Source organism: Brevirhabdus pacifica, assembly GCF_002797755.1.
Lineage (GTDB): Bacteria > Pseudomonadota > Alphaproteobacteria > Rhodobacterales > Rhodobacteraceae > Brevirhabdus > Brevirhabdus pacifica.
Window position 1 is genome coordinate 1,768,560 of record NZ_PGFI01000011.1, and the last position, 18,585, is coordinate 1,787,144.

Below are 18,585 nucleotides of genomic sequence, written 5' to 3' on the forward strand. Positions count from 1 at the left end.
GCGAACCAATGGACGTTATCCTTCTAGAGCGTGTGGCCAAGCTGGGTCAGATGGGCGAAGTCGTTTCCGTCAAGGAAGGCTATGCGCGCAACTACCTGCTGCCTCAGGGCAAGGCCCGTCGCGCCTCCGATGCCAACCTCAAGATGTTCGAAGAGCAGAAGGCCCAGCTCGAGGCCCGCAACCTCGAGACCAAGAAAGAGGCCGATAGCCTCGCCGCCAAGATCGACGATCAGCAGTATGTCGTGATTCGCTCGGCCTCCGACGCCGGCGCGCTCTACGGCTCGGTCACCACCCGTGACGCTGCCGACGCAATCAACGAAGACGGCGTGTCGATCGACCGCAAGCAGATCGTTCTGTCCGAGCCCATCAAGTATCTGGGCCTGCACACCGTCACCGTCGTCCTCCACCCCGAGGTCACCGCGTCGGTCAAGCTGAACGTCGCCCGCTCGCCCGAAGAGGCCGAGCTTCAGGCGTCGGGCAAGTCGATCCAGGAACTGGCAGCCGAGGAAGAGGCCGAGGCCGAATTCGAGATCGCCGAGCTCTTCGACGATATCGGAGCCGCCGGCCTCGACGACGACGATGATCGCGGCTCGGACGAGCGCGACAGCGACGACGAGACCGAAGAGAACTGATCTTCCGCCCTCGGGCAATGATCGCGAAAGGCCGCCCCTCGGGGCGGCCTTTTTGCTTTGTGCCCCCTTGGGCACGGAACGGGTGAAGGCTCCCGCCCTTGTGCGTTGCGCCCGCCCTTTCGCCCGTGCCACCCTGCCGCAACCGCAACCACCAAGGGATTGATCCTCATGGATTTCAGCCTCACCAGCCTTGTCCTTCTTCCCGCCGGGCTGGGACTTCTGGGCTTTGTCGAACCCTGCACCATCGGCGCGCACATGCTCTTCGTCGGCACCCAGACCGAGCGGTCGCGGGCTGCACGCGGCGTGGCTTTCGCGGTCTTCCTGCTGGCGCGTGTGGCGGTCATGGCCCTGTTCGGTGCGCTGGTGGCACTGGTGGGCGCGGCGTTGGTCGGGGTGCAGACCGGGTTCTGGCTGGTCTTCGGTCTGCTTTACCTTGCGATCGGCGGGCTGATCCTGTCGGGGCGCGGCCGCGCCCTGCGACAGCGCATCCCGCTGGGACCACGCGCGTGGCGGCTGGCACGCAACCCCGCCTTGCAGGGCGCTGCCTTCGGGCTGAACATCCCCGCATGCGCCGCGCCGCTGATCTTCGCGATGCTGGGGGTGACGGCGGGGGCCGCCGACCCGCTGGCCGGGGCGCTTGCGATGGGCGTCTTCGCCGCGGCCCTGTCGCTTCCGCTTTTGCCGATGCTGCTATGGCCCCCCGCCCGCCGGGCGGTAGGGGGTTTGGGACGGTGGATGCGCGGGCGCGGCTGGTTGCTGGGGCTGGTCTTCATCGCGCTCGGCCTCTGGTCGATCTGGTTCGGCCTCTACGTCGATCCCGCGGGCTGGAGCGGCCTCTGAGCCGACCCGGCCGCCGTCGCCCATCGACGGAGTAAGGCCGCGAAATGCCTTGCCATTCCGCCCAATCCACACCGTCCCGGCCCTGTCTTGCGCCTTTTCCCCCGGTGCGGCACTGTCCGGGCTTTCGCCCCCCTCTCCCCTTCATCGGATCGCGCCATGATCACCATCGCCACATATTTCGCGGCCGCCCTGGCCGAGATCGCCGGCAGCTTTGCCTTCTGGGCCTGGTTTCGCCTGGGCCACTCGCCCCTCTGGCTGCTACCCGGAATGGCCTCTCTGGGGATTTTCGCCATGCTGCTGGCCCTCAGCCCCGCCGAGCATGCCGGGCGCGCCTATGCGATCTATGGCGGCATCTACATCGTCTCGTCGCTTCTGTGGCTCTGGGCGGTCGAAGGGCAGCGCCCCGATCCGTGGGACATGCTGGGGGCCACGCTGTGCCTGATCGGGGCAGCGGTGATCCTCTGGGCCCCGCGGGGCGCGTGAGGCGGCAGCATTACACAGCCCGCAGCCATCCGCGGCCGCGCCCCAAGCAGCACACGCGCCGCCACTGAACCCCCGCCCCAACGAAAAAGACCGCCCCGAGGGGCGGCCTTTCAAACTCTGTCACCCCCGGAAGGGGGAACCGGTCAGGATCACTCCTGCTCCAGCTCCTCAACGGCTTTCTCAAGCTCTTCCTTGGTGACTTCCTTTTCCTCGACCTTGGCCAACTCGAAGATGTAGTCGACGACCTTGTCTTCGAAGATCGGCGCCTGGATCTGCTGGCGGAACTCGGCGTTCTGCTGCGCGAACTCGAAGAACTGGCGTTCCTGACCGGGGTACTGCCGGGCCTGGTTCATGATGGCCTGAGTCAGTTCCTGATCGTTGACGGTGATCTCCTGCTTGCGGCCCAGCTCGGCCAGCAGCAGGCCAAGACGGACGCGGCGCTCGGCCAGCTTCTTGTGCTCGTCGGTCGTCTCGATCTCGGGGTGATCGTGGCCTTGGACGTCAGGGTTTTCCTCGTGCCACAGCTGATGGGCGATCTGCTTGGCCTCGGCGTCGACCAGGGTCGGCGGCAGCTCGAAGCTGACCAGCTCGTCCAGCTCGTCCAGCAGCTTGCGCTTCATGACGGCACGGGCGGCACCGTTATACTCGGCGGCCAGGCGTTCGCGGATCTGCTCCTTGAGGGCGTCAAGGCTTTCCGAGCCGTATTTCTTGGCCAGCTCGTCGTCGATCTCGGCGGCGGCGGGGGCCTTCACGGCCTTCACCTTGCACTCGAACACGGCGTCCTTGCCGGCCAGGTGCGCGGCACCGTATTCCCCGGGGAACGAGACCTTCACCTCGACCTCTTCACCGGCTTTCTTGCCAACCAGCTGCTCCTCGAAACCGGGGATGAACGAGTTGGAGCCCAGCACCAGCGGATAGTCCTCGGCAGCGCCGCCCTCGAAGGCTTCGCCGTCGACCTTGCCCAGGAAGTCGATCACGACCTGGTCGCCGTCCTGCGATTTCTCCTTGGCGTCGCGGTCGGTGAAGTTCTGGGCCGACTCGGCCAGGTTCTTCAGCGCGTCGTCGACGGCGGATTCCTCGGGCTTCACGACCATCTTCTCCAGCTTGATCTTGCTGAAGTCGGCGTCGGGCACCTCGGGCAGCGCCTCGTAGGACATGTCGACGACGACATCGTCACCCTCTTTCCAGTCCTGGTTGGTCATCTCGACCTTGGGCTGGAACGCGGGGCGGTCGCCGCTGTCCTCGAAATGCTTGGCCATGGCCGCATCGACCGATTCCTGCATGGCTTCGCCCAGCAGGCGCTGACCGAACTGCTTCTTGAGCAGCGCCATCGGCACCTTGCCCTTGCGGAAGCCCTTCAGCTCGACCTCGGGCTGCGCTTCGACCAGCTTCTCGCCGACCTTGTCGTCCAGCTCCTTGGCCGTCACAGTGATGGTATATGCCCGCTCCAGGCCTTCGTTCTTGGTCTCGGTGACCTGCATGTCGTAACCCCATAGGTCGGCGCGCACGCATGATGATCCTGCGCGCGGATGGCTTGAAAATCAGGGGTCCTTCTAGGGGCGCCCCCCATCGGTTGCAAGTCAAAAGCCGGGATCCCGACCGCCGGGGCGCATTTGCCCTCGCCTGCGCGCGCGCGGTTTGCTAACACGCCCGGAGTGCGGGTGTGGCGGAACTGGTAGACGCACCAGATTTAGGTTCTGGCGCCGCAAGGCGTGGGGGTTCGAGTCCCTTCACCCGCACCACTTCGGATCCCGACTCTCCAGGATGTCGTAACACTCTGAGAAGATGAGTCGTTTTCGAGGCTTCGGGTTGCCGCTCCCTCGCCGCGGGGCGCCCGGTCTCCTCCTCCGCCGAGTTGCTGCGATCCTTTAAAGCGGCCCGGAGTATACACTCCGCAACTGCGCGTCATCGTCTTCACGACGCGTCGACTTAGCATAGGCACCGCTTCACCACATCCGCTTCGCGAAGGGCCATAGTGCGCATTCAACGGTCTACTTATAAATTGACTCGATAGGACATTTGTCCTAAAAGTTGCCGAGATCGCGCGCCGGATGCCAGAACGATCCCTCAGAAAAGGTGCGACATGAAGGCCTTGGAAACGCGTCAGACCATCGTCGCGGCAGCGGACAAACTCATCTACGAGCGTGGGTTCGAGTTCACTTCATTTGCGGACATCGCTCAGGTTGTCGGGATCTCACGGGGCAACTTCTACTACCACTTCAAGACCAAGGATGAGATCCTGGATGCCGTGATTGAGCGCAGGATACTCGACAGGGCAAAGATGTTGGACGACTGGGTGGAAGCCGGCCAGTCACCCAAGCATTGTATCGCAAACTTCATTCGCATCCTGCTGATGAACAATCAGAAGATCCGGGCATACGGCTGTCCCATCGGAACGCTCTTCTCGGAACTGGCAAAATTGAACCATCCAGCCGTTTCCGGTGCGAGGGATCTGTATGATCTTTTTCGTATCTGGCTCGTCCGGAGGTTCGCGGAAATGGGCAGGTCGGAGGATGCTGACGCGCTGGCCATGCATATTCTGGCGCGAAGCCAGGGTGCCGCGAGCCTTGCCAATGCCTACCCGCAGGAACCGTTTCTGGAACAAGAAGTGAAACAGATGCTGGCTTGGCTAGATGCCGTGGCCGACGGCGCAACCATTGAAACGTGAAAGGAGTTGGACATGTACATTATCACCCTCGACCTGACGGACAAGAGAACCGAAGCCCCGGCCCATATGGCAGCCCACAACGCATGGATTGCGCAAGGGTTCGAGGATGGGGTTTTCCTCCTGGTCGGCAGCCTCAAACCCCAAGGCGGAGGCGCAATCCTGGCTGTCGCGGAAGACAGAATGGATCTGGAGGCCCGAGTGGCAGCGGATCCATTTGTCCGCGAGGGGATCGCGACGCCGCATATCCAGCATGTCGCACCCGCGCGAACTGACGCCCGTCTATCGTTTCTGAAGGTTGTGGCGTGAAAGACCTGTCCACCGGATCGGATGGCCGAACCAGGTATCGCTGGTCTGGCCCAGATCCGGAGTTTCCGGGCTGAGTTGGCGAACGATTCGACGTCTACAAAGTTGCCAGGCCATGGGCCACGTCGAGGGGTGCTTTGCGCCCGCAGGGGGCGAAGAGGCGCGGTGTAGATTTCGACGAACCTGATCTAACACGCTTTTCGCTGCATGATTGCGCCCCCCCTCCCATCCGCGCGCCCTTGGGCCAGTCGACGTCGTCCGGCGCTGGCGCGTCGCGACATTTTAGCATCCCGTAAACTTCAAGAGCGCAAGATGGGGGGAAATTCCTTTCCGGATGCGTGAATCTGCGCTTACCCTGGGGTCACAGACATGGAAGACAATAAAAAAGAGCAGTCCCATGACCCGTAGACCCGCTTCGCGCCCCTGTGCGCAATCAGGTCAAACCGATCCCGCCATTGGCGGGAGTGGCCTGACCCTGGGCACCTCCATCTATACGCTGGAGGGGTGCCTTCCCATCGAATACCTTCTTCCGGGCGACCGGATCATCACCCGCGATGCGGGCTCGGTGCGCCTGCGCGCCGTGCGCCATCGCCGCGTGCGCCTGACACCGGTTCTGGTCTCGGCCAGCTCCCTCGGCTTCGACCGCCCGGAAGAGGCGATCTCGATGCTGCCGGAACAGGCGATCCTGGTCCGCGACTGGCGCGCGGAGGCCCTTTTCGGCGAGACACGCGCCATCGTCCCCGTCCGCCGCATGATCGACGGCCAGTACATCCGCTGGGACACGGGCCCACGCAGCCTGGACATCTTCACCCTGGACCTGGGCGCGGCGCACATCGCATACGCCGACGGGGTGGAGGTGCTGTGCCCCCTTCCCGCCCCCGCGGCCGGGCCGGAGACCATGCGCGCCTGAAACGCGCCTCGCGCTGTGCCGGGGTCTGCCGAAGCGATCATGCTTCGGAACGGGACAGGTTTGTCCGCAAACGCCCTCGAACAGGCCGACAGACCACCCGTCACCGAAAAAATCTCACTCTGCAAACAGCCGCCTGAACACGATCGGCAGCATCTCGGGAAGATCCTCGGCGATCAGACCGGGGCCGAACTCGCGCGCCGCCTCGACATGCAGCCAGGCGCCCGTCTCGGCCGCCGCCAGCGGCGCGAACCCCCTTGCCATGAGCCCCGCGATCAACCCGCTCAGCACGTCGCCCGATCCCGCCGTCGCCAGCCAGGGTGCCACGCGCTCGTAAGCCGCCGCGTTGATGACCGAGGCGCCGGTCGCATCTGCGATCACCGTGTCAGGCCCTTTCAACAGCACGCAGCATCCCGCCCGCGCCGCCGCCGCCCGCACCACCGCAAGGCGCGAGCTGGGTGCGCGACCCTTGCCCGCCTGATCGTCCAGCATCGCCGCGAGGTCCGGGAAAAGCCGCGCGAACTCGCCCCCGTGGGGGGTCAGAACCACCTTGTCGTGGAGCCGGCTGAACAGCGCTTCGGCATGATCGGCATGGGCGCTCAGCGCGTCGGCATCCAGCACCGCCGCCCGCCCGTCGGCAAGGATCTCGCCCACCAGCGCCCGCGTAGCCACGGCGCTGCCCGGCCCTGTCCCATTGCCCATGCCCAGGCCCGGCCCCGCGCAGACCGAAGCGATGCGCGCGTCTGCCAAAAGCGCGGGCAGATCGCGCCCCTCGCCCAGCCCTGCCAGCATCACCGCGTCAAGCCGGGCGGCGTTTTCGGCCAGCGCCCCCTTCGGTACGGCCAGCGTCACCAGCCCCGCCCCAACCCGCAAGGCCGCCCGCGCCGCCAAGCGCGCGGCCCCACCCGCCCCCGGCGGGCCGCCCAGGATCAGCGCGTGGCCGTGGCTGTACTTGTGCCCCGCCCCGCCCTTGGCCAGCCGTGCCGCGTCCGGGCGCGCCAGCCGCGCGACCAGCCCTGGGCCCGGCGCGGAAGGACCTATCCCGATGTCGGCGACGACCAGGGCGCCGCAATGCTCGGGCCCCCGGGCCAGGTAATGACCGGGCTTGGCCGTGTGGAAGGTCACGGTCAGATCGGCGCGGATCGCCACGCCGCCCGACGGGATGCGGCCGCTGTCCCCATCAAGTCCCGAGGGCATGTCGACCGCCACCACCCGGGCGGCGCCCGTCCTCTGCCCGATCCCGCGCACCAGCTCGGCAATCACCCCCTCCAGCGGGCGCGAAAGCCCGATCCCGAACAGCGCGTCGACCACCAGGTCGACCGCCTCGACCTCCGGCGCCCCGAATTCGTCAATGCCCAGAACCGGCACGCCGGCCGCCAGCGCGCGCTCCCGGTGCAGCGCGGCCTCTCGCGAGCCGGGATCGTCCGACATCTCTAGGATGCGCACGTTCGCGCCCCAGTCGGCCAGGCGCCGCGCGATGACATAGCCATCGCCGCCGTTGTTGCCCGGCCCGCAAAGCACCAGCACCCGCAGCCGCCCGGCGGCCAGCGCGGGCCAGCGGGAGAAGATGGCTTCGACCACGGCCGACCCGGCCCGCTCCATCAGGACCCCGGGGGCCAGCGCGTCGCGGCGCACGGCCTCCTCTTCGGCCTTGCGCATCTGATCCGCCGTCAAAAGCCAGCCCATCGGACCCCCAAGTTTTCACTCTGCCCAGATTGACGCCAATCCGCACAAATAATAGGCAACACATATCGAATCCGGTGTTGCGCGCGGCCCCGCCAACCCTAGCCAATTGTCGCCCCACGAGGAAAGTGGTCAGACACGCAACCAAGACCAAGCGGAGGAGTCGCCAAATGAAAAAAGTCGAAGCGATCATCAAGCCCTTCAAGCTCGATGAGGTTAAGGAAGCGCTTCAGGACGTCGGGGTCCAGGGCCTCTCCGTTATCGAGGTCAAGGGTTTCGGCCGGCAGAAGGGCCACACCGAGCTTTATCGGGGCGCGGAATATGTCGTGGACTTCCTGCCCAAGGTGAAGATCGAGGTCGTGCTCAACGACGATCAGCTCGACGCCGCGATCGAGGCCATCGCCGCCGCCGCCAAGACCGACAAGATCGGCGACGGAAAGATCTTCGTCTCGACCATCGAGCAGGCGATCCGCATCCGCACCGGCGAGTTCGGGGAAGACGCCCTTTAAGGGCCCTGCCCCCGCGCCTTTGACCACCAGACCAGTTTTCACACGAAAAGAAGGGAATACGTCGCCATGAGCAACCAGGACGTACTCAAGACCATCAAGGACGAGGAAGTCGAATATGTCGACATCCGCTTCACCGACCCGCGTGGCCGGCTGCAGCACGTGACCATCATCGTCGACGAGATCGACGAGGATTTCCTGGAAGAAGGCTTCATGTTCGACGGCTCCTCGATCGCCGGCTGGAAGTCGATCGACCAGTCGGACATGAAACTCATGCCCGACACCGACAGCGCCTACATCGACCCGTTCTACGCAGAGAAGACCCTGTGCATCCATTGCACCGTGGTCGAGCCCGACACCAACGAGCCCTATGACCGCGACCCCCGCGGCACCGCCGAGAAGGCCGAGGCTTACCTCAAGTCCTCCGGTATCGGCGACGAGGCGTTCTTCGGTCCCGAGGCCGAGTTCTTCCTGTTCGACGACGTGCGCTACTCCAACTCGATCAACAAGGTCAGCTACGAAGTCGACGCCGCCGACGCCTCGTGGAACACCGGCACCGAGTACGAGATGGGCAACATGGGCCACCGTCCTGGCGTCAAGGGCGGCTACTTCCCCGTGAACCCGACCGACGCGGCGCAGGATCTGCGGTCCGAAATGCTCTCGACCATGAAGCGCATGGGCATGAAGGTCGACAAGCACCACCACGAGGTGGCGTCGTGCCAGCACGAGCTGGGCCTGATCTTCGGCTCGCTGACCAAGCAGGCCGACGAGATCCAGAAGTACAAATACGTCATCCACAACGTCGCCCACGCCTACGGCAAGACGGCGACCTTCATGCCCAAGCCGATCGCCGGCGACAACGGCACCGGGATGCACGTCAACATGTCGATCTGGAAGGACGGCAAGCCGCTCTTCGCTGGTGACAAGTATGCCGACCTCAGCCAGGAAGCTCTGTGGTTCATCGGCGGCATCCTCAAGCACGCCAAGTCGCTGAACGCCTTCACCAACCCCTCGACCAACAGCTACAAGCGCCTGATCCCCGGCTTCGAAGCTCCCGTGCTGCGCGCCTACTCGGCCCGCAACCGCTCGGGCTGCGTCCGGATCCCGTGGACCGAGTCGCCCAAAGCCAAGCGCGTCGAGGCCCGCTTCCCCGATCCCGCCGCCAACCCCTATCTGGCGTTCTCGGCCCTGCTGATGGCCGGCCTTGACGGCATCAAGAACAAGATCGACCCGGGCGCGGCCTCGGACAAGGATCTCTACGACCTGCCCCCCGAGGAGCTGGCGCAGATCCCGACCGTCTGTGCATCGCTGCGCGAGGCCCTGGACGAGCTGGAAGCCGATCACGAGTACCTGCTGGCCGGTGACGTGTTCACCCGCGACCAGATCAAGGGCTACGTGAACCTGAAGTGGGAAGAGGTCTATGCCTACGAGCACACCCCCCACCCCATCGAGTTCCAGATGTACTACAGCTGCTGATCCACGGATCATCGGAACAGTGGAAGGGCGCCCCTCGGGGCGCCCTTTTCGCATTTGGCTGGAGGACCTTCTACTCCGGCGGGCGATCTGGCCGCGCGCAGCACACCAACGGGTAGATGTGATTCAACATTCCCGCGAATCTGCGTCGGTTTGTTTCGCTCAGAGGGTCGGTATGCGTTTTTGAGAAGCCGGGTTTCACAAATTTGCAGAGAAATAAGATTACTCACGGCCCAATTGTGGCGCCAATGCCTTTGGATTGCCCCACCCTGACCTAGTGTTTTCACATTCCGGGGTCAGTATCGGTCTCGTCATCGCACCAAATAAAAAAAGTGGCCGAGAGAATGAGCAATACAGCAATCCGGGCAACGCTCGCATACGACGGGTTCCCGCCCATCGACTTCAAGGCGTTGGAAAAGGATATTGCCCATATATTCCGCAATATCATGCTTCCGTTCGAGCAGACCGAGGCCGTCGTGCGCAAGCACGCCAACTTCTTCGGCGAGCAGCTTTGCCTCAGCATCGCACGGGACAAGGATGACATCCTGATCTGGGTCGAGGAAGGCACAGGCATCAACCGCGCAGACCTGCAGACCCGTCTGGCCGCCTGCTACCACGTGGTGCGCCACCTTCTGACGATCGAGCGCGCGGATAGCGTCTACTGGCATTACACCGGCAAGTGCTACACCGCCGAAGGGTTCGAGGCCCGCATCGCGCTGGACACCTCCCAGGGGCCCATCATGCCCGAGCCCGAGCCCGTCAACGAAAACATCTTCGGCGAGGATTTCCTCAGCGTCGGCTCCACCCACGAGCGTCTGGACGATTTCTTCGTGCGCAAGATCACCGTGCGCAAGGAAGCCGCCGAGCCCAAGGATTCCCGCGCCATCCTCTTCCCCGAGATCGCCGAGCAACTTGAGGCCGCGACCCGCATCGACGAAGAGGCCGAGATGCGCGACCAGATCCGCAAGGCCCTCTACCCCGAGACGCCGACCCAGAAGAAATCCGGCGCCACGACCGTTCTCTTCGGGCCCGGGCGTCCCGAGGATCGCCTGGACCGGTCCGAGACCACGGCCCGCCTGGCGACCTATGCCATGAACACCACCCTTCTGATCACCGCCATGCCCGTCGGCGCCGCGCTGATGACCTACAACATGCTGGGGGGCGAGAATTTCCGCCTGACGGCCCAGGTCACCGCCCTGACCGGCGCCTTCCTGGGCACCGGCGTGATGTCCGATTTCGGCCAGATCCTTCAGATGATCTGATCCCCGCGCGGCGCCTGCAGGGCGCCCAGCATTTCAAGGCACTGCCCCCGCCCGGGGCGGTGCCTTTATCATTGAGGCGCCGTCACGTGCCGCGGGGTGCCCCCATGACGGCCCCGCATGTCCCCGGTGCCGCAAACGATCCCCACCACAGACCCAATTTACCCAAACTCATCCCGCATCGTGGCATGATCGGACACCGCAAGGATCCCAGGCATGACTTGTCCACCTGTTGAAACCACCCTCTTCCTGCCCCGCCCGGCCGATATCGTGCCGGCGCGGCTGCTGGCCGGTTTCAACGGCGCCCGTCCCGCCGGCCTGCCCGCCCTGCGTCTCGACGACCGCCAGAGCCTGCGCGCCCGGCGCTTCCATTGCGGCCGCTTCGCCATCGACATCGCCCAGGGCCCCGCGCAATCGGGCACCTCGCCCTTCGGCATCGCCACGGAGGGGGGCGATACGCTGACGGGCCTGCGGCGCCTGTCGCGCCCCTCCGCCCCGGCAGACCCCGCGGCGGGCCACCGCGCGACGCTGATGATCTCCGTGTCGGACAATGCAGCGGATCAGGCTGGAACCACCGCCCCCCAGCTCAACCACCCCGAGGAGATGCCCCACGACGGCCTGCGCGGCGGGCATCGGGACCGGGAAATTGCCCTGCGGCGGATGATGCTTGCCCTGGCCCACCGGATAGCCACCCTCTGCGCCCGGCAGGTCGATGCGACGGCCGCCCATTGGGGCCAGTCGGACCGCCTGCTGCCGATCGGGGACTTCGTCGCCGATACCCTTCCCGCCGCCATCTGCTTTGTCCCGCAGGTCTTCACCAGCGGATCGCGGCACCACGGGCGGCGCCTGACGGGTTTCCGCGCCAAGGGGTCCGAGGATCTGCTGGGCCGCCTTCTGATCATGCATGAATCGGCGCTGCCGCTCGATCGCGCCTGCGCGCTGGCCGCGGCCCTGATCGATCGCTGGATGGCCAGCGACACCCGCCCCACGCCGGGAAAGGCGCTGGACCTGCCGGGCTGGCCCGCGGGCGACATCCGGCTGCGCCCGCCCTCGGGCAGCCATCCGATGGGCACGGTCGAGATCATGTTGCGGGATATCGGGGGGGCTGCGGTCCAGCCGCATTCCGGGCTTCGCGGCGGGCTGCGGGGCACGATCGGGCGGCTGCTGCCGCCCACGGGCCGGATCACCCCGCCTACCGGGCGCGACGTCCGCTAGAACGATCGCTCAAATGGACCCGGGCGATCCGGGACCATCCTGTTAGCCGATGTTCAGTAGCCGTTTCTCAGAAGCCGCCCCTCGAACGCCTTGAGGGTGCGGGCACAGGTCCCGCCATAGCTTTCCAAGTCCGCCGGAAGCTCGGGGAAGATATCGGCGATCTCGGACCTTGCCGCACCACCCAGAGCGGCCTGCGCCTCCTCGCCCGGCAGCAGGCTTTCGGCCCGCAACCCGTTGGCAAAGACGGTGGCATGCTCTTCCAGGATGAAGTGGTAATAGTCGATGCCCTCCTCGGGGAGGACCTGGCGGATGCTGGTGTCGTTGGTGAGGTGGATCGCCGCCACCAGGACCTGAGCCTCGCCGAACAGCATCTCAGCGCGCCAGTCGTCGATCAGCAGCCGGTGCTGCGGCGAGACGAGAAGCTCCTGTTCGGGCATGCCGCGCCCCAGCGCGTCGGGCGACAGTTTCACCGGCCGCAGGTGCGGGCTGCGCTCCAGCTCACGCGGGCTCAACCAGCGTTCGCCGATCCAGCAGATCTTGCGGACCTGGCCATCGCCACAGAGCACCGGGTCACCGACCTCAAGCTGCGAAACCGGCAGGCAGCCCGCCGGCGTCTGGATGATCGTGTCCCCGCCAAAGCAGACCACGTTCACGGTCTGGGAATTCTTCGACGCCGTATCCATCGTGAAGGTGTATTTCTGGCCGTCCGTGCCCGTATATTGGTACGTGTAGACCGTCCCCTCCTGGACGACCGAGTCATATCCATAGACCGCGATCGTGTCGCCGTTCTGGAGCGACTGGAAGGCAAAGCCGAAATTGTCGTTGAACTTCGACAGGTCCAGGTCGAAGCGGTCGTTGCCGCCGGGCCCCTCGCCCGGCTCGGTCGGGCGGCCCTTGCCGAACTTGCTGAGGGTGATGGTCTTGCCGTCCAGATCGCCGCCGTCTGTGAAGGTCACGAATTGCGTGTCATTGGCATGACCCGTGTAAAAATCGCTTCCGTTGACGTTGGAGCCGTCCAGGGCAATTGTGACGTCTTCGCGTGCCATGTCAGATCCTCCCCCGTGCGGTATCGGCTTCCAGAATGAAAAGGGCGCGGGCCACGGCCATCAGTTCCTGCGGGTCAAGGACACCACGATGGCGCGACGAGAAGCCATCGGCCATCGCCTCCAGTGCAACCTCGTGGTGCAGCGGCCAGCGCGAGGCGAAGGCCAGGTAGGTCACCGCGAAATCGTATCCCCGGGGCTTGAATCGGGCCTGCTCGAAATCGCAGCCGGCGATCGAGCCGTCGGCGGCGAAGAGAAAGTTGCTGAGGCTGCCGTCACAACGCGACAGGATCGACCCGCAAAGGGGGATCTCTTGCAACCAAGGCTGCATCTGGGCCAGCGACAAAAGCTGGCTGTAGCGGTCGTGAGCGACGAGGTAGTCGAACCAGTTGCCCGACTGGCGGCGAGAGGGGGCGATGGCCTCGTACTCGGCCAGCCACGCGCCGCAGCGCCGGGCAAGCTTCACACAATCGGCGCGGCTCTCTCCCGCCAGGGGATCCTCCGCCGGTTCGACATAGTCGACCAGGACCATGCAATCATCGTCGCTATGGCCGATGTGCCGGGGCACCAGCCCGCTTTCGCGCAGCATCAACAGCGCGTCGCGCTCGCGGGCATAAGCCTCGCGGGCGGCGCGGGAGAAGGGATCGAACAGCTTGACGAAACCGCGCTCCGTGCCGGTTTCGGCCCGGTAGCTCACCGCCGTGTGCGAGGATTTCAGAAGCTTGAAATCAAGGGTCTTTCCGGGCTTCCCCTGAGTCAGGGCACCGGCAATCACCTCGGCCCAACGCCGGAAGACGGGTTCGGCCTTGATGGCCCCGGGGGCTGTGGTCACCGCGTTCATAATCTGTCCTTGCCTGCCGGAAAAATGGTCCTTCCCGGTTCTTCTTCCGGGCGAAACTGACAGGATTTGGTGGGCAAAGTCTGACCGGCGCGGCATCTTTCAATGGCATGAAGGTGCCAAAAACATGGCGTGCGGCATGCCCCCGCGACGCGCGGACAAGAAAAAACCCGCAGCCCCAAGGGGGTTGCGGGTTCCTTCGGAAAGGCACCGGGGGCCTTTTTGCTGCCCCGGCGCGCGGCCCGGATCAGGCGTTGGAAAGGCGCTCGGCCACGTTTTCCCAGTTCACCAGGTTGTCCAGGAAGTTCTGCAGATAGGCGGGACGCTTGTTGCGGAAGTCGATGTAGTAGGAATGCTCCCACACGTCGCAACCCAGCAGCGCGGTCTGGCCAAAGCAAAGCGGGTTGATGCCGTTGGCGGTGTTGGTGACCTTCAGCTCGCCGCCGTCGACCACAAGCCACACCCAGCCCGAACCGAACTGACCGCCGCCCTTGGTCTGGAATTCTTCCTTGAACTTGTCGACCGAGCCGAAGGCGTCGGTGATGCGCTTTTCCAGCTCGGAGGGCATCGAGCCGCCGTTGGGGCCCATCATCTCCCAGAACTGGGTGTGGTTCCAGTGCTGCGAGGCGTTGTTGAACAGGCCCGACTGGGGCACGCCCGAGGCGTCGTAGGTCGCCTTGACGATCTCCTCGAGGGTCTTGCCCTCGTGGCCCGAACCCTCAAGCAGCTTGTTGCCGTTGTCGACATAGGCCTTGTGGTGAATATCGTGGTGATACTCCAGCGTCTCCTTGGACATACCGGCATCGGCCAGCGCGTCATGAGCGTAGGGGAGTGCGGGAAGTTCAAAAGCCATGGGTCGGCCCCCTTTTTATGAATTTCGTTCCGCCAGAGATAAGAGGCCTTATGCCCCCCGCGTCAAGGCCCGTCCCGCCCCGCAGACCCGCGCGGCACCCCGCCGGGCGGCGCCGATCCGCCTTGTCCGGGCCGTGTCACCCATCGCCAGGCCGCCCCTTGAAGGGCGCGCGCGGACCCTCAGCGCGCCCGCGATCCTGCCCGTGCGTCCCTGTCCAGATGCCCCACCGGGGCACCCTGTCCGGCCGCCCCTTCCAGAAGCCGCGCCACATAGCCCGCGACCGAGCGGAAGCACAGGATCTCGAACCGGTCGGGCGCGCTTTGCCAGATCGCGGCGGCCACCTGCGACAACCGGGTGCGGCGCAGCTGCGGCGCGTCGAAGACGCCCGGGCGCAGGTCGGCGGGCGTCAGCCGGGCCAGCACGTCGCGCGCCCCGGGCCCCTCGATCGCGAAGGCAACCCGCGCGTCCGAGACATCGACGACCAGGTGGTGCCCGCCCGGCAGCCGCGACAGCGCGTCCCGTGCCGCCACGATCAGCGCCTCGGTCTCCTTGGCCGGGCAGATCAGCAGCAGCTCGTCGGGCGACATCCACAGCAGGCTGCGCCCCTTGGCATTGGTGGCACAGTTGGTGTCGGGGAACGCCGGGCCCAGGGCCGCGGCGACCGCGTCCCCGGTCTTCAACTCGGAAAAATCGGCGCGGATCGTCACCATGCCGCGTGGCGACAGAAGGCGCGGACCTCCGGTTACGTGCTCATGCTCAGACATTCTGGCGTGCTCCTTCCCGGTCGTAGAACACCGGATCGACGATCTGCGCTTCCACGGTGCTGCCGTCGACCTTGGCGAAACTCAGGGTCTCTCCCATACGCTCGGGCCCGTGCAGCACCAGTCCCATGGCAATGCCCCGCCCCAGCGTCGGCGAGTGGTAGGTCGAGGTGACGCGTCCGATCATGTTGCGCTGCCCGGTGTCGTTATGCCCCGGGGCCACCGCGTAGGCCCCGTCCGGCAGCACCGAGCCGTCCAGCGTCTCTAGCCCGACCAGGCGCCAGCGCTCGTCCGAGGCCATGTGCATCCGCGCCTGCGCGCGCTTGCCCAGGTAGTCGTCCTTCTTCTTCGAGATGGCCCAGTCCAGCCCCAGATCCTGGGGAATGACCGTGCCGTCACTCTCGTCGCCGATCATGATGAACCCCTTCTCGGCGCGCATGATGTGCAGCGCCTCTGTGCCGTAGGGCATCACGCCCAGCGGCGCGCCCGCCTGCATCAGGGCCTGCCAGAACTCGGCGCCCCTTCCGGCCGGCACGGCCACCTCGAAGCTCAGCTCGCCCGAGAAGCTGATGCGGAAGACCCGCGCCTTGAAATCGCCGATGCGCCCCTCGGCCCAGCCCATGAAGGGAAGCGCCTCGGCGCTCAGGTCGATGTCGCCGCCCAGAGATTGCAGCAGGTCGCGCGCCCGCGGCCCGACCACGGCGACCTGAGCGAACTGTTCGGTCAGGTTGGCGGTGTAGACCTTCCAGTCCCACCATTCCGTCTGAAGCCATTCCTCCATGTGCCCATGGATGCGGTCGGCCCCGCCAGACGTGGTGTGGCACAGGAACGTCTCGTCATCGATCCGGGCGACGACGCCGTCGTCCATCAGGAACCCGTTTTCCGAGCACATCAGCCCGTAGCGGCAGCGTCCGGGCTTCAGGCTGCTCATCATATTGGTGTAGAGCATGTCCAGGAAACGCCCGGCGTCAGGCCCCTTGACGAGGATCTTGCCCAGCGTGGATGCGTCAAGCAAACCAACGGCTTCGCGGGTGTTTCTCACCTCCCGCATGACCGCGTCATGGGTGCTTTCGCCGGCGCGCGGGAAGGCATAGGGCCGGCGCCAGTGACCGACGGGTTCCCACTCGGCGCCAGCGGCATCCAGCAGGTCGTGCATGGGCGTGCGGCGCACGGGCTGGAACAGATCGCCCCGGGCCTCGCCGGCGATCGCGCCGATGGTCAGGGGCGTGTAAGGCGGGCGGAACGTGGTCGTCCCCACTTCGGGGATGGCTGCGGAAAGCGCATCAGAAAGAACCGCCAGCCCGTTGATGTTGCTAAGTTTCCCCTGATCCGTCGCCATGCCAAGCGTGGTGTAGCGCTTGGTATGTTCAACGCTTTCGTAGCCTTCGCGCGCGGCTAGTTGCACGTCGCTGACCTTCACGTCGTTCTGGAAATCCAGCCACATCTTGGAGCGGCGCGCGGCATCGGCTTCGCGCGGCATGATCCAGACGGGCGCCAGTGGCTCCTCCTCGGGGGCGCGGGCCTGAGGTGCGGGGGCCGTCCCCCGGGGCAGTTTTAGCCCCAGCGCCGCAATCACCGCCCGGCCCGCGGCATCGCCATCGACCAGCGCGGGGCCAAGTCGCCCCTCGCCATTGGCGGCCCCGGCCGCCAGCACGAAGCCCTGCCCATCGGCGCCCAGTGGCGGGCGGTCCGGGTCGGGCCGGAAGGACGCCGTCGCCTCGTCCCACAGCAGCTTGCCGCCGCAATGGGACCACAGGTGCACCACCGGCGACCAGCCACCGGCCATGGCGACCGCGTCGCAGGCAAGCCGCTCGGCCTGGGTGCCGTCGCTGCCCTGGGGGCAGATGTCCACCCCGGTCACCCGGCGCTGACCGGTCACCCGCGCGATGGCGCTGCCGGTTTCGACCCGCAGGCCGGCGGCGCGCGCCTGGCTGGGCAGATCGCCCGTGACGCGGCTGCGCGCGTCGATGATCGCCGGAACCTGAATGCCCGCATCGCACAGGGCCAGCGCAGTGCGATAGCCGTCGTCGTTATTGGTCACGACCACCACCGCATCGCCGGGGGTCACGGCGTAATCCACCAGGTAATCCCGCACCGCAGAGGCCAGCATTACCCCCGGCAGGTCGTTGCCCGCAAAGCTGAGCGGGCGCTCGATCGCGCCGGTCGCCGTGACGATGCGGCGCGCCCGGATCCGCCACAGGCGCTGACGCGGCCCCGCGACCGCGCCCGGTCGCTCCGCGGGGGCAAGCCGTTCGGCCGCCAGGGCATAGCCGTGGTCGTAGACCCCACTGCCGACGCAGCCCGTGCGCATGTCCACGTTGGGCAGGGCCGACAGGGCCTCGACCGTGCGCTGCACCCAGTACTCGGCATGCTCGCCCTCGATCGTGCCGCCATCGACGGCGGCGCGGCCGCCCCAATGATCCTGCTGCTCGATCACCAGGACCTGCGCGCCGGCCACGGCGGCAAGGCGCGCCGCCTGAAGACCCGCGACCCCACCGCCGACCACCAGCAGGTCGACGTGGGCGTGGTAATGCTCATACGTGTCGGCATCGGGCTTCTGCGGTGCCCGGCCCAGACCGGCCGAGGCGCGGATGATCGGCTCGTAGACATGTTTCCAGAAGCTGCGCGGCCACATGAAGGTCTTGTAATAGAAACCCGCAGGCAGAAAGCGCGACAACCGCGCGTTGATCGCCCCCACGTCAAAGCCCAAGCTGGGCCAGCGGTTCTGGCTTTCGGCCTCCAGCCCGTCGAAAAGCGGCGTGGTTGTTGCCCGCTGGTTCGGCTCCAGCCGCGCGCCGCTGCCCAGGTTGACCAGCGCGTTCGGCTCCTCGGGGCCGGCGGCCATGATGCCGCGCGGACGGTGATACTTGAACGAGCGTCCAACCATCGTCTGCCCGTTTGCCAACAGGGCCGAGGCCAGGGTGTCCCCCTTCAACCCGTCCATCCGGCGCCCGTCGAAGCGGAAGGTGACGGGGCTCTCGCGGTCGATCCGGCGGCCCAGGAGGCTGCGGCCGGCGGCAAGTCTGCGGCTCATGTGGCATCTCCTTTGCCCTTGGCATCGGCCTTGGCGGGTTTGGCGGCGGGGGCGGTGGGCGTCTTGGCTTTGGCCTTGCCCTTAGCC

General features: G+C 66.0%; 17 protein-coding genes and 1 tRNA gene. 11 read left to right on the forward strand and 7 right to left on the reverse strand.

Features of this window, described 5'->3' with window-relative positions; all coding sequences use genetic code 11:
- The first annotated feature begins 8 nt into the window (after positions 1 to 8).
- The 3 genes from rplI (at position 9) to CLV77_RS08580 (ending at position 1,955) form a co-directional block, all read left to right on the forward strand.
- The gene (gene rplI, locus CLV77_RS08570) at positions 9 to 632 is read left to right on the forward strand and encodes a 50S ribosomal protein L9 (RefSeq protein ID WP_076978384.1); all 624 of its coding nucleotides are present in this window, start codon (positions 9 to 11) and stop codon (positions 630 to 632) included.
- A gap of 168 nt (positions 633 to 800) precedes the next feature.
- Positions 801 to 1,472, forward strand: a complete 672-nt coding sequence (locus tag CLV77_RS08575; protein WP_076978383.1) for a cytochrome c biogenesis protein CcdA — start codon at positions 801 to 803, stop codon at positions 1,470 to 1,472.
- Positions 1,473 to 1,628: 156 nt separating this feature from the next.
- Complete coding sequence (locus CLV77_RS08580; RefSeq protein ID WP_076978382.1) at positions 1,629 to 1,955, forward strand: YnfA family protein; 327 nt, start codon at positions 1,629 to 1,631, stop codon at positions 1,953 to 1,955.
- Positions 1,956 to 2,104: 149 nt separating this feature from the next.
- Here CLV77_RS08580 and tig read toward each other — a convergent pair whose 3' ends face one another.
- Positions 2,105 to 3,436 carry a trigger factor gene (tig, locus tag CLV77_RS08585; RefSeq protein ID WP_076980883.1) on the reverse strand — a complete coding sequence of 444 codons (1,332 nt, stop codon included), beginning with the start codon at positions 3,434 to 3,436 and terminating at the stop codon, positions 2,105 to 2,107.
- Positions 3,437 to 3,612: 176 nt separating this feature from the next.
- Here tig and CLV77_RS08590 point away from each other — a divergent pair.
- The 4 genes from CLV77_RS08590 (at position 3,613) to CLV77_RS08605 (ending at position 5,836) form a co-directional block, all read left to right on the forward strand.
- Positions 3,613 to 3,697: transfer RNA gene (locus CLV77_RS08590), tRNA-Leu, on the forward strand.
- Between the two features lie 341 nt (positions 3,698 to 4,038).
- Positions 4,039 to 4,623, forward strand: a complete 585-nt coding sequence (locus CLV77_RS08595) for a TetR/AcrR family transcriptional regulator (protein ID WP_076978381.1) — start codon at positions 4,039 to 4,041, stop codon at positions 4,621 to 4,623.
- 12 nt (positions 4,624 to 4,635) lie between these two features.
- Positions 4,636 to 4,929, forward strand: a complete 294-nt coding sequence (locus tag CLV77_RS08600) for a YciI family protein (protein ID WP_076978380.1) — start codon at positions 4,636 to 4,638, stop codon at positions 4,927 to 4,929.
- Positions 4,930 to 5,323: 394 nt separating this feature from the next.
- Complete coding sequence (locus tag CLV77_RS08605) at positions 5,324 to 5,836, forward strand: Hint domain-containing protein (RefSeq protein WP_076978379.1); 513 nt, start codon at positions 5,324 to 5,326, stop codon at positions 5,834 to 5,836.
- A gap of 114 nt (positions 5,837 to 5,950) precedes the next feature.
- Here the strand turns inward: CLV77_RS08605 and CLV77_RS08610 are convergent, their stop codons facing one another.
- Positions 5,951 to 7,519, reverse strand: a complete 1,569-nt coding sequence (locus tag CLV77_RS08610; RefSeq protein ID WP_076978378.1) for a bifunctional ADP-dependent NAD(P)H-hydrate dehydratase/NAD(P)H-hydrate epimerase — start codon at positions 7,517 to 7,519, stop codon at positions 5,951 to 5,953.
- Between the two features lie 167 nt (positions 7,520 to 7,686).
- Here CLV77_RS08610 and CLV77_RS08615 point away from each other — a divergent pair, with 167 nt between their 5' ends.
- From CLV77_RS08615 to CLV77_RS08630, 4 genes are all read left to right on the forward strand, one after another.
- A complete protein-coding gene (locus tag CLV77_RS08615; RefSeq protein WP_076978377.1) occupies positions 7,687 to 8,025 on the forward strand; it encodes a P-II family nitrogen regulator in 339 nt (112 codons plus the stop codon).
- Between the two features lie 66 nt (positions 8,026 to 8,091).
- A complete protein-coding gene (glnA, locus tag CLV77_RS08620) occupies positions 8,092 to 9,498 on the forward strand; it encodes a type I glutamate--ammonia ligase (protein WP_076978376.1) in 1,407 nt (468 codons plus the stop codon).
- A gap of 341 nt (positions 9,499 to 9,839) precedes the next feature.
- Positions 9,840 to 10,757 (forward strand): hypothetical protein, encoded by a 918-nt coding sequence (locus tag CLV77_RS08625; protein ID WP_076978375.1) that lies wholly within the window; start codon positions 9,840 to 9,842, stop codon positions 10,755 to 10,757.
- A gap of 213 nt (positions 10,758 to 10,970) precedes the next feature.
- Positions 10,971 to 11,969: a hypothetical protein gene (locus CLV77_RS08630; RefSeq protein ID WP_076978374.1), complete on the forward strand. Its 999-nt coding sequence runs from the start codon at positions 10,971 to 10,973 to the stop codon at positions 11,967 to 11,969.
- A 53-nt stretch (positions 11,970 to 12,022) separates the two neighbouring features.
- Here CLV77_RS08630 and CLV77_RS08635 read toward each other — a convergent pair whose 3' ends face one another.
- From CLV77_RS08635 to CLV77_RS08655, 5 genes are all read right to left on the reverse strand, one after another.
- Positions 12,023 to 13,015 carry a Hint domain-containing protein gene (locus CLV77_RS08635; RefSeq protein WP_076978373.1) on the reverse strand — a complete coding sequence of 331 codons (993 nt, stop codon included), beginning with the start codon at positions 13,013 to 13,015 and terminating at the stop codon, positions 12,023 to 12,025.
- A 1-nt stretch (position 13,016) separates the two neighbouring features.
- A complete protein-coding gene (locus CLV77_RS08640) occupies positions 13,017 to 13,853 on the reverse strand; it encodes a phosphotransferase (RefSeq protein WP_076978372.1) in 837 nt (278 codons plus the stop codon).
- A 244-nt stretch (positions 13,854 to 14,097) separates the two neighbouring features.
- Positions 14,098 to 14,703 carry a superoxide dismutase gene (locus tag CLV77_RS08645; protein WP_076978371.1) on the reverse strand — a complete coding sequence of 202 codons (606 nt, stop codon included), beginning with the start codon at positions 14,701 to 14,703 and terminating at the stop codon, positions 14,098 to 14,100.
- Positions 14,704 to 14,882: 179 nt separating this feature from the next.
- A complete protein-coding gene (locus tag CLV77_RS08650) occupies positions 14,883 to 15,467 on the reverse strand; it encodes a sarcosine oxidase subunit gamma (RefSeq protein ID WP_076978370.1) in 585 nt (194 codons plus the stop codon).
- Positions 15,460 to 18,498: a sarcosine oxidase subunit alpha family protein gene (locus tag CLV77_RS08655; protein WP_076978369.1), complete on the reverse strand. Its 3,039-nt coding sequence runs from the start codon at positions 18,496 to 18,498 to the stop codon at positions 15,460 to 15,462. The genes CLV77_RS08650 and CLV77_RS08655 overlap by 8 nt, the downstream gene beginning before the upstream one ends.
- Positions 18,499 to 18,585 lie beyond the last annotated feature (87 nt).

Excerpts from the sequence above, each read along its gene's own strand:
- rplI (WP_076978384.1), top strand. The coding sequence starts at position 9 with ATGGACGTTATCCTTCTAGAGCGTGTGGCCAAGCTGGGTCAGATGGGC.
- CLV77_RS08575 (WP_076978383.1), top strand. The coding sequence starts at position 801 with ATGGATTTCAGCCTCACCAGCCTTGTCCTTCTTCCCGCCGGGCTGGGA.
- CLV77_RS08580 (WP_076978382.1), top strand. The coding sequence starts at position 1,629 with ATGATCACCATCGCCACATATTTCGCGGCCGCCCTGGCCGAGATCGCC.
- tig (WP_076980883.1), bottom strand. The coding sequence starts at position 3,436 with ATGCAGGTCACCGAGACCAAGAACGAAGGCCTGGAGCGGGCATATACC.
- CLV77_RS08595 (WP_076978381.1), top strand. The coding sequence starts at position 4,039 with ATGAAGGCCTTGGAAACGCGTCAGACCATCGTCGCGGCAGCGGACAAA.
- CLV77_RS08600 (WP_076978380.1), top strand. The coding sequence starts at position 4,636 with ATGTACATTATCACCCTCGACCTGACGGACAAGAGAACCGAAGCCCCG.
- CLV77_RS08605 (WP_076978379.1), top strand. The coding sequence starts at position 5,324 with ATGACCCGTAGACCCGCTTCGCGCCCCTGTGCGCAATCAGGTCAAACC.
- CLV77_RS08610 (WP_076978378.1), bottom strand. The coding sequence starts at position 7,519 with ATGGGCTGGCTTTTGACGGCGGATCAGATGCGCAAGGCCGAAGAGGAG.
- CLV77_RS08615 (WP_076978377.1), top strand. The coding sequence starts at position 7,687 with ATGAAAAAAGTCGAAGCGATCATCAAGCCCTTCAAGCTCGATGAGGTT.
- glnA (WP_076978376.1), top strand. The coding sequence starts at position 8,092 with ATGAGCAACCAGGACGTACTCAAGACCATCAAGGACGAGGAAGTCGAA.
- CLV77_RS08625 (WP_076978375.1), top strand. The coding sequence starts at position 9,840 with ATGAGCAATACAGCAATCCGGGCAACGCTCGCATACGACGGGTTCCCG.
- CLV77_RS08630 (WP_076978374.1), top strand. The coding sequence starts at position 10,971 with ATGACTTGTCCACCTGTTGAAACCACCCTCTTCCTGCCCCGCCCGGCC.
- CLV77_RS08635 (WP_076978373.1), bottom strand. The coding sequence starts at position 13,015 with ATGGCACGCGAAGACGTCACAATTGCCCTGGACGGCTCCAACGTCAAC.
- CLV77_RS08640 (WP_076978372.1), bottom strand. The coding sequence starts at position 13,853 with ATGAACGCGGTGACCACAGCCCCCGGGGCCATCAAGGCCGAACCCGTC.
- CLV77_RS08645 (WP_076978371.1), bottom strand. The coding sequence starts at position 14,703 with ATGGCTTTTGAACTTCCCGCACTCCCCTACGCTCATGACGCGCTGGCC.
- CLV77_RS08650 (WP_076978370.1), bottom strand. The coding sequence starts at position 15,467 with ATGTCTGAGCATGAGCACGTAACCGGAGGTCCGCGCCTTCTGTCGCCA.
- CLV77_RS08655 (WP_076978369.1), bottom strand. The coding sequence starts at position 18,498 with ATGAGCCGCAGACTTGCCGCCGGCCGCAGCCTCCTGGGCCGCCGGATC.